General features: G+C 65.7%; 14 protein-coding genes. 8 read left to right on the top strand and 6 right to left on the bottom strand.

The window, feature by feature from the left end; all coding sequences use genetic code 11:
* Positions 1-7: 7 nt before the first annotated feature.
* The 6 genes from ACN5W5_RS12780 to ACN5W5_RS12755 all read right to left on the bottom strand — a co-directional run bounded on the left by ACN5W5_RS12780 (position 8) and on the right by ACN5W5_RS12755 (position 7,080).
* Positions 8-1,654: a tannase/feruloyl esterase family alpha/beta hydrolase gene (locus ACN5W5_RS12780; RefSeq protein WP_420049258.1), complete on the bottom strand. Its 1,647-nt coding sequence runs from the start codon at positions 1,652-1,654 to the stop codon at positions 8-10.
* 180 nt (positions 1,655-1,834) lie between these two features.
* A complete protein-coding gene (locus tag ACN5W5_RS12775) occupies positions 1,835-2,254 on the bottom strand; it encodes an acyl-CoA thioesterase (RefSeq protein ID WP_420048885.1) in 420 nt (139 codons plus the stop codon).
* A gap of 8 nt (positions 2,255-2,262) precedes the next feature.
* Positions 2,263-3,027 carry an SDR family NAD(P)-dependent oxidoreductase gene (locus ACN5W5_RS12770; protein WP_420048884.1) on the bottom strand — a complete coding sequence of 255 codons (765 nt, stop codon included), beginning with the start codon at positions 3,025-3,027 and terminating at the stop codon, positions 2,263-2,265.
* A gap of 1 nt (position 3,028) precedes the next feature.
* Entirely contained in the window at positions 3,029-4,279 is a 1,251-nt protein-coding gene (locus ACN5W5_RS12765; protein WP_420048883.1) for a thiolase family protein, read from the bottom strand.
* Positions 4,280-4,292: 13 nt separating this feature from the next.
* Complete coding sequence (locus ACN5W5_RS12760; RefSeq protein WP_420048882.1) at positions 4,293-6,149, bottom strand: feruloyl-CoA synthase; 1,857 nt, start codon at positions 6,147-6,149, stop codon at positions 4,293-4,295.
* 139 nt (positions 6,150-6,288) lie between these two features.
* Positions 6,289-7,080 (bottom strand): crotonase/enoyl-CoA hydratase family protein, encoded by a 792-nt coding sequence (locus ACN5W5_RS12755; protein ID WP_177136444.1) that lies wholly within the window; start codon positions 7,078-7,080, stop codon positions 6,289-6,291.
* A gap of 113 nt (positions 7,081-7,193) precedes the next feature.
* On the opposite strand from ACN5W5_RS12755, the gene ACN5W5_RS12750 reads away from it, so the two are divergent.
* From ACN5W5_RS12750 to ACN5W5_RS12715, 8 genes are all read left to right on the top strand, one after another.
* Positions 7,194-8,057, top strand: coding sequence for an amidohydrolase family protein (locus tag ACN5W5_RS12750; RefSeq protein WP_420048881.1), 864 nt, complete (start codon positions 7,194-7,196; stop codon positions 8,055-8,057).
* A gap of 187 nt (positions 8,058-8,244) precedes the next feature.
* A complete protein-coding gene (locus tag ACN5W5_RS12745; protein WP_177136442.1) occupies positions 8,245-9,273 on the top strand; it encodes a TRAP transporter substrate-binding protein in 1,029 nt (342 codons plus the stop codon).
* 124 nt (positions 9,274-9,397) lie between these two features.
* On the top strand, positions 9,398-10,438 hold the full coding sequence (locus tag ACN5W5_RS12740; protein ID WP_420048880.1) for a TRAP transporter substrate-binding protein: 1,041 nt from the start codon (positions 9,398-9,400) through the stop codon (positions 10,436-10,438).
* Between the two features lie 322 nt (positions 10,439-10,760).
* Positions 10,761-11,792 (top strand): TRAP transporter substrate-binding protein, encoded by a 1,032-nt coding sequence (locus ACN5W5_RS12735; protein WP_420048879.1) that lies wholly within the window; start codon positions 10,761-10,763, stop codon positions 11,790-11,792.
* Between the two features lie 223 nt (positions 11,793-12,015).
* Positions 12,016-12,537, top strand: a complete 522-nt coding sequence (locus ACN5W5_RS12730; protein ID WP_420048878.1) for a TRAP transporter small permease — start codon at positions 12,016-12,018, stop codon at positions 12,535-12,537.
* 5 nt (positions 12,538-12,542) lie between these two features.
* Complete coding sequence (locus ACN5W5_RS12725) at positions 12,543-13,859, top strand: TRAP transporter large permease (protein ID WP_420048877.1); 1,317 nt, start codon at positions 12,543-12,545, stop codon at positions 13,857-13,859.
* A gap of 117 nt (positions 13,860-13,976) precedes the next feature.
* Positions 13,977-14,966: a Bug family tripartite tricarboxylate transporter substrate binding protein gene (locus ACN5W5_RS12720; protein WP_420048876.1), complete on the top strand. Its 990-nt coding sequence runs from the start codon at positions 13,977-13,979 to the stop codon at positions 14,964-14,966.
* A 13-nt stretch (positions 14,967-14,979) separates the two neighbouring features.
* Positions 14,980-15,888 carry a DUF1932 domain-containing protein gene (locus ACN5W5_RS12715; protein WP_420048875.1) on the top strand — a complete coding sequence of 303 codons (909 nt, stop codon included), beginning with the start codon at positions 14,980-14,982 and terminating at the stop codon, positions 15,886-15,888.
* Positions 15,889-15,902 lie beyond the last annotated feature (14 nt).

The raw sequence follows: 15,902 nt of genomic DNA, 5'->3' as shown, positions 1-15,902 counted from the left end.
GCAGGCGTCAGCGGCAGGCAAAGCTGGACGCGTCTTCCACCGGCCCCGAGCCCTTGTAGGTCGCGACCGTGGGGTAGGCGCACAGCGGCCGGCTGAGGTTGGCCGCCCAGCTTGAGGGCAGCTCCTTGTTCTCACCGCCGGGGTTGCCCGCGCCGCGCGCGGTGGCCTTCACGGCCTGCGGCGCCTCGCCCTGCTCAACCCACTTCACCAGCGGGGAGAGCAGATCGAACTGGTCCGTGGATGGGCCACCGCTGCAGTGCGCCATGCCCGGCACCGGGAAGAAGCGAGCGAAGCTGTCGGCCTTGCCGCCCAGTGCCTGGTCGAGGCGCAGCAGCCACTGGCGCGTGTCCTCGGCCGAGAAGATCGCATCGGCCACGCCGTGGTAGATGACCATCTTGGCACCCCGGTCCTTGAGCTTCGCGAGATTGACCGGGTTCTCGTTGCCGGGTGGCGTCATCAGCGACAGGCCCGACTCGCGGTACACGTCGCTGGTGGCGCTGAACATGGGCAGGCGCGCATGGATGTCGACCTTGAGCGGGTCGAACATGCCCGGTGGCACGCTGAACACGGTGCCTACCGACAGCGGATCCAGCGCCACCGAGTTGGTGAACTTCCAGGTGGCCCAGTTGTCGCCGGCCAGGCCGGGGTCGAGCGGGAAAGCCGAGTAGATCGCCTGGCCCGACGGCGTGCGGCCACCGGCGGACACGCGGGCCAGCACCTCCTTCTGCGCTGCGCTCAGGCACTGGCCGTTGCGCTCGCCCTTGCAGGTGGGCACGTCGGTCTTGAGGTTGAATGCCGTCTGGCAGGCCTGCGTGGCCTGGACCAGACCGTCCTTGGCGCCATCCAGCGCGTCGCACTTGCCGAGCATGGTGTCGGCCACCAACTGGCGCTCGGCCTTGGTGAAGGCGCCGCTCAGGTCGGGGATCCTGGCGGTGGGCACCAGCGGGTGCTGGGTGGTCGCGCCGGGAACGGCCAGCGGCGCCCACTGCTGCGCGCCCCAGAGCTGGGCGAGCGCGGCGTTGGGCAGGCGGTAGCCGGGCGCGCCGACGAGGTAGCCATCGTAGGCCTGGCCGCGCGCGGCCTCGACCATGGCGTGGCGTCCGCCGTTGGAGCAGCCACCCAGGTAGGAGCGGTCCGGCCCCTTGCCGTAGGCCGTGGCGATCAGCGCCTTGGCCATGGGCGTGAGCTTGGCCACGGCCTGGTAGCCGTAGTCCAGACGCGACTGGGGCTCAAGGCCGAAGTAGGGCGTCTGCGGACCCGCGTGACCCGCGTCGGAACTGATGACGGCAAAACCCTGCATCAGCGCGCCGGTCAACGGGCCGCCGCCCAGCGCGCCCTCGGCCGTTTTCACAGAGCCGTCCAGGCCGCCGTTGGCCTGGTAGTAGAAGCGCCCGTTCCAGGCCTTGGGCAGACGCATCTCGAAGCCGATCGCATAGTCGCGCCCATCGCTGCCCTTGCGCTTGTGCATGGCCCCTTTGACGAGACAGTGTTCGGCCACCGGCGCGTTCGCCAGCGTGAGTGCGCCCGCCGGCTGGACGGTGGCCGATTCGATGCGGGTCTGGTCGTGGTGGAAGCCGGCCGCCAGGGTTTCGCATTGCCGCAGGAGCGCTTCTCTGGCGGCGCCGGTCGGGCCAGCTTTGGGTGTCGGTCCCATCTGGGAGCAGGCGGTCAGCGCCAGCGCGGGGATGACCGCCAGGGCCTTGGCGTTCCGAAGGCCAAGACTGGCCAGCAGGGTGGAACCGGCGGACGCCTGGACGAACTGACGACGTTGGACGCGCATGCATGTCTCCTGGTGGTTGTTGAAAAGCCGGGCCCTTCTGCGAGGGCCTTGGCACTAGGTGCACAGGGCCCGGATGTCGGGCGGAATCGGGATGGCCTTGATGCGGTCCGGGTTCTGCGGGTCGCGCATGCAGAAGGCGCGGGTCTCTTCGCCTTCGCACAGCACGGTGTCGCCGCGCATGACGACGTGCTTGTGGATCAGCACCTTTTCGCGCCATTCGGTCACGCTGGTGTGGATCTGCAGGCGTTCGCCGTAGGTGGCGGGCTTCATGAACTTGGTGTGGATCTCCAGCAGGGGCGTGCCGATGATCCCGGTGGTCTTCTGCAGTTCACGCCAGGGCGGCACGCCGCACTGCACGAAGAAGTTCAGCGAGGACGCGTCCATCCACTTCGAGAAATTGGGAAAGAAGACGATGCCGGCGGGATCGCAGTCGCCGAACATCACCTCGACTTCATAGACAACGGTTTTGGACATGGGATCTTTCAGCGAGGTGCCATGCGCAGGGCGCCGTCCAGACGAATGACTTCGCCGTTGAGATGGCCATTGCCCACGATGTGGGCAGCGAGTTGTGCGAACTCCTCGGGCTTGCCCAGGCGTTGCGGGAACGGAATGCTCGCGGCCAGCGATTGCTGCACCGGCTCGGGCAGCGTCTTCATCAGTGGCGTGAGGAACAGGCCCGGGGCGATGGTGCAGACGCGGATGCCGTGCTGCGCGAGGTCGCGCGCCATCGGCAGCGTCATGCCGGCCACACCGGCCTTGGATGCGCTGTAGGCCTGTTGGCCGACCTGGCCGTCGAACGCGGCGACGCTGGCGGTGAACACCATCACGCCGCGTTCGCCGTCCTCCATCGGGTCGAGCCTGGCGCAGGCCGCGGCGAACAGGCGGGCCGCGTTGTAGGTGCCGATCAGGTTGACGTTGATGACCCGCGTGAAGTCTTCCAGCGGGGCGGCGTTGCCGTCCTTGCCGACCACGCGCTTGGCGCTGCCGATGCCGGCGATCTGCATCAGGATGCGGGCCGGGCCATGGGCCGCGGCGGCGGTGTCGATGGCGGCCTGCATGCTCTCCGGGTTGCTCACATCGCACTGGCAGGCCACGCCGCCGATCTCGGCCGCGACGCGTTGCGCGTTCTCCAGATTCAGGTCGAGCACCGCGACCTTGGCGCCCAGGCGGGCGAGTTCGCGGGCGGTGGCCTCACCGAGGCCGGAGCCCCCGCCCGTGACGAGGGCGGCTTGTCCTTGGATGTTCATGTCAGTTTCCTTCCAGGTTCTCAATGAGGAGGGCAATGCCCTGGCCACCGCCGACGCAGGCGCTGGAGATGCCGTACTTCTTGCCGCTGCGCTGCAGTTCGCGCGCCAGCGTGAGCGTGAGCCGCACGCCGGTCGCAGCGAGCGGATGGCCGAGCGCGATGGCGCCGCCGTTGACGTTCAGCTTCGTGAGGTCCAGGCCGAGTTCGCGGCCCACGGCCAGCGTCTGCGCGCCCTGGGCTTCGTTGATCTCGAAGCGGGCGATGTCGTCGAGCTTCAGGCCGGTGCGTTCCAGCAGCAGGCGGATGGCCGGCGCCGGGCCAATGCCCATGATCTCGGGCGGCACGCCCACGGCGGCGGCGGCCACCACGCGCGCCAGTGGCCGTTTGCCCTGGGCCTTGGCGTAAGCACCGGAGGCGACCACACAGGCAGCGGCCGCATCGACCAAAGCAGCGCTGTTGCCACCGGTCTGCACGCCACCCTCGTACACAGGTTTGAGTTTGGCCAACACCTCGGGCGGTGAGATGCGCGCGTGGGTGTCGGTCGCCACTTCGGTGACTTTGCCCTGCAGCCGGATGCCACGTGGCTTGTAGCCGTCCAGCTCGAACTTCTCGCTGACCACCGGCACGATTTCGCCCGCCAGGAAACCGCTCTCTTGCGCAGCCACGGCCTTGGCGAACGAGGCCGAGGCAAACGCATCGACCTCTTCGCGCGTGATGCCGTATTTCTTGGCCAGGTTCTCGGCGGTCTGGATCATGTTGATGCCGGCCGCCGGGTCTTTCAGGGCTTCCCACATGTAGTCCTTGAAGCCCACCGGTGCGCCGAGCTTGAAGCCGGTGCGGTGGTCAAACGCGGCGATGGGGTTGCGCGTCATGCTCTCGGTGCCCACCACCAGCGCGGCCTCGCAGGCGCCGCCCTGGATGTGTTCACCGGCCTGGCGGAACAGCTCGAAGCCGGTGCCGCAAATGCGTTGCGCCATGATCGCCGGCACGTCCACCGGAACGCCGGCGTAGAGGCCGATGTGGCGCGGCAGGAAGAACTGGTCGAAGTCGCCGGGCGCCATGTTGCCCGTGACCACCGAGCCGATGTGATCGCCCGGCACGCCCGCGCGCGCCAAAGCTTCGCGGGCGGCCTTGATGCCCAGGTCCGTCGGAGAGATGTGACCCAGCGCGCCGCAGTAGTCCACCATCGGCGTGCGCACGCCGTCCAGGATGAACACGTCGGCAAACGCGTTGAAGAAGCCTTTTTGTGCCATGGTGGGTGTCTCCTCAGACTTGAGGTTTGATGATGTAGCGCAGGCCTTCAGCGTGCAGCTTGGCCACCGTGTCGGCGCGGTGCGTCAGCACGGCGCGCTGGTTGATCGATCCCTTGTCGGTGACTTCGCCGCGGTCGATGGTGGGTGGGTCGGCCAGCAGGCACATGCGGGCGATGCGGTTGGCGCTGCCGGTGGCGGTCTTGGCCAGTTCGTTCACGATCAACTGGAACTGCGCCAGCACGGCGGGGTGGTCGAGCACGTCGTGCAGGGAGGCGTCCGCGGGCAGATCGCTGAGGTTGCGCACCGCCGCGGTGGGGAACACCATGGCCCCGACCTCCTTCAGGTTGATGCCGGTGAGCACCACGTCCTGGATGTAGGGCGCGCCGGCCGCGATGATCTTGCCGCGCAGCGGGCCGACGCTCACGAAGGTGCCGGTGGCGAGCTTGAAGTCTTCGGCGATGCGGCCGTCGAACTTCAGACCCTGGTGCACGTCGGTTTCGTCGATCCACTTCACCGCATCGCCGGTCTTGAAGAAGCCTTCTTCGTCAAAGGCCTCGGCCGTTTCATCGGGCTGACGCCAGTAGCCGGGCGTGATGTTGGGGCCGCGGTAACGCACCTCGGTCTTGCCCTGCATGTCCACCAGCTTGAGTTCCAGGCCGGGCGTGGGCAAGCCGAGGTCGCCGGCCTTCACGTTGGGGTTGGTCACGAAGATGCCGAAGGGACCGGACTCGGTCATGCCCAGGCCGGTGGTCATGACGATGCGTTCGCCGATCTCGCGCTCCTGACTCTGAAACAGGCTGTCCCAGATCGGTTGCGCCAGCGCAGCACCGGCGTAGAAGAACATGTTGACCTTGGACAGCAGCGTCTTGCGCAACAGGTCGTCGGTCTGCATCGCGTTGGCGATGGCTTCGAAACCCGTCGGCACGTTGAAGTACACCGTGGGCGCGATCTCGCGCAGGTTGCGCAGCGTCTCGTTCATCAGCGCGGGCGTTGGCTTGCCGTCGTCGATGTACAGCGTGCCGCCGTGGTAGATCACCATGCCGAAGTTGTGGTTGCCGCCGAAGGTGTGGTTCCAGGGCAGCCAGTCCACCAGCACCAGCGGCTTCTCGGCCAGCACGGGCATGGACTGCGTCATCTGCTGCTGGTTGGCGCACCACAGGCGCTGCGTGTTGATCACGGCCTTGGGCATCTTGGTCGAGCCCGAGGTGAAGAGGAACTTGGCGATGGTGTCCGGCCCGGTGGCCGCCATGGCGGCGTCCACGGCGGACGTCGGTTCGGTGGCCAGCAGCGCGGCGAACGAGGTGGTGTCGCGGCCTGGCACGGTGCCTTTGGTGGTGACCAGTTCCACGCCGTCGCTCAGCGTGGCGAGCATGGCGCGGCTGTAGCGCAGCGCATCGCTGGCGAACACCAGGCCCGGCGTCAGCGTCTTCACCACGTGGTGCAGCTTGTCGAAGTCCTGGCTGATCAGCGAATAGGCGGGCGAGGTGGGGCAGTAGGCCACGCCGGCGTACAGGCAGCCCAGCGCCAGCAGCGCGTGTTCGAGGTCGTTCTCGCTCAGGATCAACACCGGTCGCTCGGCGCTCAGGCCGCGGTTCAGCAGGCCCTGGCCGATGCGGCGCGCCGCGTCCAGCGCCTGCGCGAACGTGATGTGTTGCCAGTCGCCGGTGCTGCCGTCGGCGTTCTTCACGCGGCGCGCGAACAGCGTCTGGTCCGGGCGTTCTTTCGCCCAGTGCACCAGCCGGTCGGTCAGGCGATCGGGGAAGGGCAACAACGCCTGGTCGGCGGCCAGGTAGTGCACACCGGTATCTCCGTCGCGCAAGGTGGCGCGGGTGACGCCGAATTTCAGGGGGCGGAATTTCGCTGCGGTCATGTTGTCTCCGAGGTTGTCTTTTGTCGTCTCTGCGACCTGATTCAAGGGTGGTGTCCGGCGCGCGCGCCTAACCCGGAGATGGCGAGGAACCGGCTTGGCCGGGCCTCTGGCATCGCCCCCTTTGAAAACGGCGCGGGGGTTATTCCTTGGTCACCTTCGCAGCCTTGCCTTCGAGGAAGGCTCGCACACGTTCTTTGGCTTCGGGCGCACTCTGCGCAATCGACGCCATCAGCGCTTCGGTGAACAACCCATGGTCGGCGGGCTGCTCGGCAATGCGGGGCAGGGCGTGCATGAGCGCGTAGTTGGTCATGGGCGCGTTGGTGGCGATGCGGGTGGCCAGCTCGATGGCTTTGTCCAGCGCGGTGCCGGTGGGCACGAGGTACTGCGCCAGACCGATGCGCTCGCCGTCGGCGGCGTTGTAGACACGGCCGGTGAGCATCATGTCGGTCATGCGCGCCGCGCCGATCAGCTTGGGGATGCGCACCGCGCCGCCGCCGCCCACGAAGATGCCGCGCGTGCCTTCGGGCAAGGCGTAGAAGGTGGTTTCGTCGGCCACGCGGATGTGGCAGGCGCTGGCCAGTTCCAGACCGCCGCCGACCACCGCGCCGTGCAGCGCGGCGATCACGGGTACGGTGCCTTTTTCGACGCAGTCGAGCGCGGTGTGCCACATGCGCGAGTGCATCACGCCTTCGCCCGCATCGCGCTCGCTCAGTTCCGACAGGTCCAGACCGGCGCAGAAGTGTTCGCCGCTGCCGTCGATCACTGCCGCACGAACGCTCTTGGGCAGGTTCTGGAACAGATCGCGGATCGCGAGGATCAGACCGTCGTTCAGTGCGTTGCGTTTGGCGGCGCGGTTGAGCGTGACCACGGCCACCTCGGACTGTTCGCCACGCAGGCTCAGGGTGAGATCGGGATGGGTATTGGCGTTCATGATGAAGGGAGTAACCTGCTTGTTGAGTGATGTGATTATTGTTATAACCCATAACTAAATCAAGAAAAACCCTTCGAAATAACCCCCGTGTTTACCCTTAGAAGAGAGCCACCATGGACCACCACAACCTCATCGCCATCGACATCCACACCCATGCGGAAGTGAGCTGCCGCAACCCCTTTGACAACTACGGCGAGGAGTACGACCGTGCCGCCGACAAGTACTTCGGCAGCGACCGCCGGCCGACCATCGCCGAGACGGTGGCGTACTACCGTGAACGCAAAATCGGTCTGGTGATGTTCACGGTGGACAGCGAATCGCAGCTGGGCCGCCGCCGCATCCCCAACGAGGAAATCGCCCAGGCCGCGCGCGAGAACAGCGACATGATGGTGGCCTTCGCCAGCATCGATCCGCACAAGGGCAAGATGGGCGCTCGCGAGGCCGAGCGCCTGATCCAGGAAGAGGGCATCAAGGGCTTCAAGTTCCACCCCACGGTGCAGGGCTACCACCCCTACGACAAGATGGCCTGGCCCATCTACGAGGTGATCAACGCCCACAAGCTGCCCGCGATCTTCCACACCGGCCACAGCGGCATCGGCTCGGGCATGCGCTGCGGCGGCGGCCTGCGGCTGGCGTACAGCAATCCCATGCACCTGGACGACGTGGCGATCGATTTTCCCGACATGCAGATCGTCATGGCGCACCCCAGCTTCCCCTGGCAGGACGAAGCGTTGAGCGTGGCCACCCACAAGCCCAACGTGTGGATCGATCTCTCGGGCTGGAGCCCCAAATATTTCCCCAAGCAGCTCGTGCAGTACGCCAACACGCTGCTGAAAGACCGCATCCTGTTCGGCAGCGACTACCCGCTGATCACCCCCGAGCGCTGGATGAAGGATTTCGAGGTGGCCGGCTTCAAGCCCGAGGTGATGCCGGGCATTCTGAAAGGCAACGCAGTTCGCCTGTTGGGACTGGCCTGAACCACCCTGAGGCTCCGGCCACGGCACCTGTGGTGCCGTGGCCGGATGTGCTGATGGGATGGGGGCGCTAGGGGAAAATACCCATGCAGTCCGGCTTGCTTATGGTTATAAACAATAACTAAGCGGTTGCGATGACGTAGAACGCTCGCCGCCGCTCATTGATTGAGCACCATCATCGGAGAAACGCATGACTGCATGGAAATTCAAGATCGCCACGTTGGCGCTGGCCGCCTCGGCCAGCCTGTCCGCTTTCGCGCAGGAAGTGACCCTGCGCCTGCACCAGTTCCTGCCGCCGCAGGGCACGGTGCCGGCCAAGGCGCTGACCCCCTGGGCGAAGAAGATCGAGGCCGATTCGAACGGTCGCATCAAGATCCAGATGTTCAGTTCCATGCAGCTGGGCGGCACACCGCCGCAGCTGTTTGACCAGGCGCGCGACGGCGTGGTGGACATCGTCTGGACGCTGCCGGGCTACACGCCGGGCCGATTCCCCAAGTCGGAGGTGTTCGAGCTGCCCTTCATCGCGGGCCTGTCGGCCGAGAAGACCTCCCGTGCGCTGTGGGAGTACGTGCAGAAGAACGCCATGGATGAGTACAAGGACGTCCACGTGCTGGCTGTGCACACCCACGGCCCCGGCCTGTTCCACACCAAGCAGCCGGTGGTTGGCCTGGAAAGCCTGCGTGGCATGAAGATCCGCGGTGGCACCCGTGTCGTCAACAACATGCTGGTCAAGCTCGGCGCCACGCCTGTGGGCATGCCGGTGCCGGCCGTGACCGAAGCGCTTTCCAAGGGTGTGCTCGACGGCACCACGATTCCATGGGAAGTGGCGCCTGCGCTGAAGGTGCATGAACTGGTGAAGAACCACACCACCTTTGCCGGCGACAAGGCCTTGTATGTCACGACCTTTGTGGTCGCCATGAACAAGGGCGCCTACAACAAGCTGCCAGCCGATCTCAAGAAGATCATCGATGACAACTCGGGCCTCGAATTCAGCGCGATGATTGCCCGCACGCAGGATGTGGGTGACAACGTGGGCCGCGACCTGGCTGTGAAGGCGGGCAACAAAATCACCGAACTCGACGTGGCCGAAGTGCAGCGCTGGAAGCGCACCGCTGGCGTGGTCGAGAGCGACTGGATCAACGACATGAAGGCCAAGAACATCGACGGCGCCAAGCTGGTATCCGATGCGCGCGCGATGATCGCGAAACACGCCAAATAAGCGCCGGTTCGGGTACAAGAGAAGCTGGGCCGCACAGCCTGGCTTTTCCACGCCGGGCCGATCCGCCTTGTGCCCCGTCGGAGCAGGCTGGAGCAGAACATTTTTTCAACGACAGGAGACTGCAATGCGTACCATCAAACGCCGAACCGCCTTGGCGGCCCTGGGCGCCGCCGCCAGCACCTTGTTCGCGGGCGCCGCCCTGGCCCAGCAGACCATGACCCTGCGGCTGCACCAGATGCTGCCTCCGCAGGCCACCATCCCCGCCAAGGCCATCGTGCCCTGGGCCCAGAAGGTGGAGGCCGAGTCCGGCGGCCGCATCAAGATCCAGCTGTTCCATGCCATGCAGCTGGGCGGCGCGCCTCCGCAGCTGTTTGACCAGGCACGCGATGGCGTGGTGGACATCACCTGGACCGTGCTGGGCTACACGCCGGGACGCTTCAACAAGTCCGAGGTGTTCGAGCTGCCGTTCATGAGCGGCTCGGCCGAGCAGTCCTCGCGTGCCTTCCAGGAGTACGTGGAGAAGTTCGCCGCCGACGAGTTCAAGGACGTCAAGCTCATCGCGGTGCACACCCACGGCCCGGGCCTGTTCCACACCAAGGCCCCGGTGACGGGGCTGGAGAGCCTGCGCGGCATGAAGATCCGCGGCGGCTCGCGCATCATCAACAACATGCTCACCAAGCTGGGTGCCAACCCGGTGGGCATGCCGGTGCCAGCCGTGACCGAAGCCTTGTCCAAAGGCGTGATCGACGGCACCACGATTCCCTGGGAAGTGACGCCTGCGCTCAAGGTGAGCGAGCTGGTGAAGAATCACACGACCTTCGCCGGCCAGCAGGGCCTGTACACCCAGACCTTCGCGTTCTCCATGAACCGCGCGGCCTACAACAAGCTGCCCGATGATCTGAAGAAGGTCATCGACAACAACTCGGGTGTCGAAACCGCGGCCATGTTCGGCCGGGCCATGGACGAAGGCGACAAGGTGGGCCGCGCGATCGCCGAGAAGGCCGGCAACAACATCGTGGCGCTGGACGTGGCCGAGACCCAGCGCTGGCGTCGCACCGCTGGCACCGTGGAGACCGACTGGGTCAACGAGATGAAGGGCAAGAACATCGATGGCGCCAAGCTGGCGTCGGAGGCCCGTGCACTGATTGCCAAGTACTCGAAGTGAACGCCTGAGCGGGCGCATGGGCCGTCGGGGCCTGTCGTCCGTGCGTTTCCTGATGCGCCAGCTCCACAGGGGCTGGCGTTTTTTTGGGAGCGTGCGCTTGTTCGTTCGATGGATATCAGGTTTTGTCATGCCATTCTGACATTGAACCAGTTGGTACATATCAACCCGGCATAGCTGAAAGAAGCGATCCGGTCTGGTCAACCCCCGTGATCCGGTTCAAAGTCCCGGCGCTTGCCAGACGATGGTTGCGCCACGACGCGGCCACCTGTGCCGTTGTTGAGCGGACCGCTTTTTTCATCGACCGGAGAACCCCTTGAGCTTCATGAAACGCCGAACCACCCTGGCCGCGCTGGGCGCCGCCCTGACCACCCTGATGGCGGGTAGCGCGCTGGCCCAGCAGACCGTGACGCTGCGTCTGCACCAGTTCCTGCCGCCGCAGGCCCCCATTCCCTCCAAGGCCCTGGTGCCCTGGGCCAAGAAGATCGAGGCCGAATCGGGTGGCCGCATCAAGGTGCAGCTGTTCCACGCCATGGCCATGGGCGGCACCCCGCCCCAGCTGTTTGACCAGGCGCGTGACGGTGTGGCGGACATCACCTGGACCGTGCTGGGTTACACCCCGGGCCGTTTCAACAAGTCCGAGGTGTTCGAGCTGCCTTTCATGGGCGGTGTGTCCGAACAGTCCTCGCGGGCCTTTCAGGAATACGTCGAGAAGTTCGCGGCCGACGAATTCCGCAGCGTCAAGCTGATCGCCGTGCACACGCACGGCCCTGGCCTGTTCCACACCAAGCAGCCGGTGACCGGCCTGGAGAGCCTGCGTGGCATGAAGATCCGTGGCGGCTCGCGCATCATCAACAACATGCTGGGCAAGCTGGGTGCCACGCCCGTGGGCATGCCGGTGCCGGCGGTGACCGAGGCGCTGTCCAAGGGCGTGATCGACGGCACCACGATTCCCTGGGAAGTCACGCCTTCGCTCAAGATCACCGAGCTGGTGAAGAACCACACCACGTTCGCGGGCAAGGAAGGCCTGTTCACCCAGACCTTTGCCTTCACCATGAACCGCACGGCCTACGAGAAGCTGCCGGCCGACCTGAAGAAGGTGATCGACAACAACTCGGGTGTCGAAACCGCGGCCATGTTCGGTCGCGTGATGGACGAGGCCGACAAGGTGGGCCGTGACATCGCCGTCAAGGCGGGCAACAACATCGTGGCCCTCGACGTGGCCGAGACCCAGCGCTGGCGCCGCACCGCGGGCGCGGTCGAGGCCGACTGGGTCAAGGAGATGAAGGGCAAGAACATCGACGGCGCCAAGCTGGCCTCGGAGGCCCGTGCGCTGATTGCCAAACACGCGAAGTAAGGGCTTTGTGGTGCCGACCCGGGGTGGACGCCGTCTTCTGACGGATGGCTGCTCGGGGCGATGTCCTGCCAGGGGCAGGACATCGAAAAAATTTCGGTAAGGGAAATTGATTTAACAATAAGAAATTTTGAGCTATAGTCCCGCCGCTGCGCAACAGGCGGCGGTGGAAGAAGAACCATGGGAGACAATTGGCGCTGGCCAACCCCCGTAACAAGGACCAGAAATGATTGACTGGATTTACCGGTTTGCCCGGTGGACCGCCCTGTTTGGCGGCATCGTGCTCGTGGCACTGACCCTCATGGTCGTGGCCAGCGTCGCCGGACGTGCGCTGATCGGCATCGGGCTGGGGCCCGTGCCGGGCGACTTTGAACTGGTGGAAGTCGGCGTCGGTATCGCCATCTTCTTCTTCATGCCCTGGTGCTACCTGCGCGGCGGTCACGCCACGGTGGACCTGCTCTACATGCACACGCCGCGCTGGGCGCAAAAGGCGGTGGACACCGCCAGCGACGTCCTGATGACGCTGGTCTGGCTGGTGCTGACCTGGAAGCTCTGGGAAGGCATGCTGGAGAAAAAGGAGTATCTGGAGACCACCTTCATCCTGCAGATGCCGGTGTGGTGGGCCTATGCCCTGTGTCTGGTGGGCGCCGTGATCGGCTGTGTCTGCTACGTCACCAAGACCTTGACCCGTTTTGGTCTGGGATCCGAGCCCAAGGGCTGGACGGTTGAATCCAACGCAGGGCACTGAACATCATGTCAACCGTCGAACTCGCGCTCTGGTCGTTTCCGCTCCTGTTGCTGATGATCTTCATCCGCGTGCCCATCGGGCTGTCCATGCTGGTGTGTGGACTGGGTGGTGCCTGGATGGTCTACGGATCGGTGGACCCGATCCTCAACCAGCTCAAGCAGGTGACCTACAGCACCTTCTCGAACTACAACCTGTCGGTCATTCCGCTGTTCCTGCTCATGGGGCAGTTCGCTGCGCTGGGCGGCCTGTCGCAGGCGCTGTTCAAGGCGGCCGAGGCCTGGATCGGCCACCGCAAGGGTGGCGTGGCCATGGCCGCGGTGGGCGCCTGCGCCGGCTTCGGCGCGATCTGCGGATCCTCGCTCGCCACGGCGGCGACGATGGGCCAGGTGGCCCTGCCCGAACTCAAGCGCGCGGGCTACGCCGGTGGCATCTCCACCGCCTGCCTGGCCGCTGGCGGCACGCTGGGCATCCTGATCCCGCCGTCGGTGGTGCTGGTGATCTACGCCATCCTGACCGAGCAGAACATCGCGAAGCTGTTCCTGGCCGCGTTCGTGCCCGGCATCCTGGCGGCCGTGGGCTACATGATCGTGATCGCGATCTACGCGCGCCTCAAGCCGCATGAAGTCGGCTCCATGGCGCCCATGCCCATGAAGGACCGCTGGATCGCCACCGTCAAGGTGTGGCCCGTGATGGTGATCTTCATCGCCGTGGTCGGCGGTATCTACACCGGCCTGTTCACGCCCACCGAGGGTGCGGCCATTGGCGCATTCGGTACCGGCCTCTCGGCCTGGTTCAGTGGCGGTCTCAACCGCAAGACCCTGCTCGAAGCCGTGCTGGGTACGGCGATCGCCACCGGCATGATCTTCATGATCGTGCTCGGTGCCGGCCTGTACAACACCTTCCTGGCCCTGTCGCAACTGCCGCAGGAAGCCGCGAGCATGGTGTCGGGCTGGGGCGTGAGCCCGATCCTGGTGCTGATCGCCATCCTGCTGCTGTACGTGATCCTCGGTTGTTTCATGGACTCGCTGTCCATGATCCTGCTGACGATCCCGGTGTTCTTTCCCATCGTGACCGCGCTCGACTTCGGCCTGCCGCCCGAGGAGTTCGCCATCTGGTTCGGCATCCTGGTGCTGATCGTGGTGGAGGTGGGGCTGATCACGCCGCCGGTGGGCATGAACCTGTTCGTCATCAACTCGATGGCCCGCGACACCCCGATCACGCAGACCTACCGCGCCATCCTGCCGTTCGTGACCAGCGACTTCATCCGCACCGCGATCCTGGTGGCCTTCCCCGGCATCACGCTGTTTGTGCTGCGCCTGTGAAGACCGGTTATCGAAAGCCTGCATAGCTGAAAGGGCCTGCAAGCAATTGCGGGCCCTTTTTCTTGGCGCTACATTGGTGCGGATTTTGCGATCGACACCCCATAACAGGAGACCCGCATGAACCTCAAGAGCTGGCTTTCCCGGCGCACCTTGATGGGCTCAGCCATCGCCATGGCCTGTTTCGGCCTGGCCACCCCCGCGATGGCGCAGGCCTTCCCCGGCAAAGCGCTGCGCATCGTGGTGCCGTTCGCCGCCGGTGGTGCCGGTGACCTCACCGCCCGCATCGTGGGTGCGGAGTTGACCCAGTCGCTGGGCCAGCCGGTCACCATTGAAAACCGCCCCGGCGCCGGTGGTGTGGTGGCCGCCAGCACGGTGGCGCGTGCCGAGTCCGACGGCCACACCCTGTTCCTCATGTCCAACGGCACCGCCGTGACCGCCAGCCTGTACAAGAATCTGCCCTACGACACGCTCAAGGACTTCACGCCCGTCTCCACACTCGGCACTTTTGATCTGGTGGTGCTGGTGCCGGCCGACTCGCCTCACAAGACCCTGGGCGATCTGGTCGCGTTCGCCAAGGCCCATCCCAGCAAGCTCAATATCGGCAGCATCAACATCGGCAGCACGCAGAATCTGGCGGCCGAGCTGTTCAAGTCCAGCGCCGACATGGAAGCGCAGATCGTGCCGTTCAATGGCACGCCGAACCTGATTGGCGCGTTGCGTGGCAAACAGGTGGATGCCGCCGTCGAGATTCTCGGCCCGGCGCTGACGCAGATCAAGGCCGGCGCCTTCCGCGCGCTCGCGGTCACCGGCCAGAAGCGTTCCACCGCGCTGCCCGAGGTGCCGACCGCCGTCGAGCTGGGCGTGAAGGGTTTTGTGGCCTCGTCGTGGAATGCATTGGCCGTGCCCTCGAAGACACCGCGTGACGTGGTGGCGCGCCTGAACAAGGACATCAACGCCGCGCTGGCGAAGCCCGACGTTCGCAAGAAGCTGGCCGACCTGAACATCGACCCCGATGGCAGCACGCCCGAGCAGGCGGCAGAACTGCTGGCCGCTGACATCAAACGCTGGGGCGCGGTGATCGAGCGCGCGAACATCCCGAAACAATGAGAGAGGACGGCTCATGGACACCTTGCCAGTGGACGCATTGCGTATTGGTCTGATCGGCTACGGAGAGGTGGGCCGCATCTTTGGCGCTGGCCTCAACGCGACCGCAGCCTGGGACCTCAAGTTTGCCGATCCGGCGCAGCGCGACGAAGCGCTGGCCCATGCCGCTGCGCAGGGCATCGAGGCCTGCGATGGCGTGGCCAGCCTGTGTGCCCGGTCCACGCTGGTGATCTCGGCCGTGACCGCATCGAACACGCTGGCCGTGGCGCAGGCCGCAGCCGCCCACATCCGGCCCGGCAGTTTTTTCCTCGATCTCAACTCGGCGTCACCCGGCACCAAGCAGCGGGCCGCTGCCCTGATCGAAGCGGCGGGCGCGCACTACGTGGAGGCCGGCGTCATGACCTCGGTGCCGCCCTATGGCATCCGCGTGCCCATGTTGCTGGGCGGTCCGCACGCGGCGCGCCTGTCGCCGGTGCTGGCCGGGCTGGGCATGGACGCGAAGGTGGCTAGCGAGCAGCTGGGCATCGCTTCGGCCACCAAGATGTGCCGCAGCGTGATGATCAAGGGACTGGAGGCGCTGGTGATCGAGAGCTACACCACGGCGCGCCACTACGGCGTGCAGGACGCCATGATCGCCACGCTGCAGGAGACATTTCCATCGATCGACTGGCAGAAGCAGGGCAGCTATTTCTTCAGCCGCGTGGCGCAGCACGGCAAGCGCCGTGCCGAAGAGATGCGCGAGGTGGCCAACACTGTGCGCGAGGCCGGCTTCGAGCCCTTCATGGCCGCGGCCATCGCCGAGAAACACGACTGGATGGCGGCGCAGTCGCGCGCCGGGCACTTCGCCGACCTGGGCCAGAACCCGCCGTGGCAGGCCTTTGCCGACCGCCTGCTGGCAGCGCGCCCCGCCGCCAACGACGCATAAATCGAACGCTTCTT

Origin of the sequence: Hydrogenophaga sp. ZJX-1, assembly GCF_048590325.1 — a bacterium.
Lineage (GTDB): Bacteria > Pseudomonadota > Gammaproteobacteria > Burkholderiales > Burkholderiaceae_C > Hydrogenophaga.
This window is presented reverse-complemented; position numbering and strand designations above follow the sequence as displayed.

Bases quoted from the DNA above. Each gene is read 5' to 3' on its own strand.
- ACN5W5_RS12735 (WP_420048879.1), top strand. From the start codon at position 10,761: ATGAAACGCCGAACCACCCTGGCCGCGCTGGGCGCCGCCCTGACCACC.
- ACN5W5_RS12720 (WP_420048876.1), top strand. From the start codon at position 13,977: ATGAACCTCAAGAGCTGGCTTTCCCGGCGCACCTTGATGGGCTCAGCC.
- ACN5W5_RS12740 (WP_420048880.1), top strand. From the start codon at position 9,398: ATGCGTACCATCAAACGCCGAACCGCCTTGGCGGCCCTGGGCGCCGCC.
- ACN5W5_RS12780 (WP_420049258.1), bottom strand. From the start codon at position 1,654: ATGGGACCGACACCCAAAGCTGGCCCGACCGGCGCCGCCAGAGAAGCG.
- ACN5W5_RS12715 (WP_420048875.1), top strand. From the start codon at position 14,980: ATGGACACCTTGCCAGTGGACGCATTGCGTATTGGTCTGATCGGCTAC.
- ACN5W5_RS12725 (WP_420048877.1), top strand. From the start codon at position 12,543: ATGTCAACCGTCGAACTCGCGCTCTGGTCGTTTCCGCTCCTGTTGCTG.
- ACN5W5_RS12770 (WP_420048884.1), bottom strand. From the start codon at position 3,027: ATGAACATCCAAGGACAAGCCGCCCTCGTCACGGGCGGGGGCTCCGGC.
- ACN5W5_RS12760 (WP_420048882.1), bottom strand. From the start codon at position 6,149: ATGACCGCAGCGAAATTCCGCCCCCTGAAATTCGGCGTCACCCGCGCC.
- ACN5W5_RS12765 (WP_420048883.1), bottom strand. From the start codon at position 4,279: ATGGCACAAAAAGGCTTCTTCAACGCGTTTGCCGACGTGTTCATCCTG.
- ACN5W5_RS12745 (WP_177136442.1), top strand. From the start codon at position 8,245: ATGACTGCATGGAAATTCAAGATCGCCACGTTGGCGCTGGCCGCCTCG.
- ACN5W5_RS12755 (WP_177136444.1), bottom strand. From the start codon at position 7,080: ATGAACGCCAATACCCATCCCGATCTCACCCTGAGCCTGCGTGGCGAA.
- ACN5W5_RS12750 (WP_420048881.1), top strand. From the start codon at position 7,194: ATGGACCACCACAACCTCATCGCCATCGACATCCACACCCATGCGGAA.
- ACN5W5_RS12775 (WP_420048885.1), bottom strand. From the start codon at position 2,254: ATGTCCAAAACCGTTGTCTATGAAGTCGAGGTGATGTTCGGCGACTGC.
- ACN5W5_RS12730 (WP_420048878.1), top strand. From the start codon at position 12,016: ATGATTGACTGGATTTACCGGTTTGCCCGGTGGACCGCCCTGTTTGGC.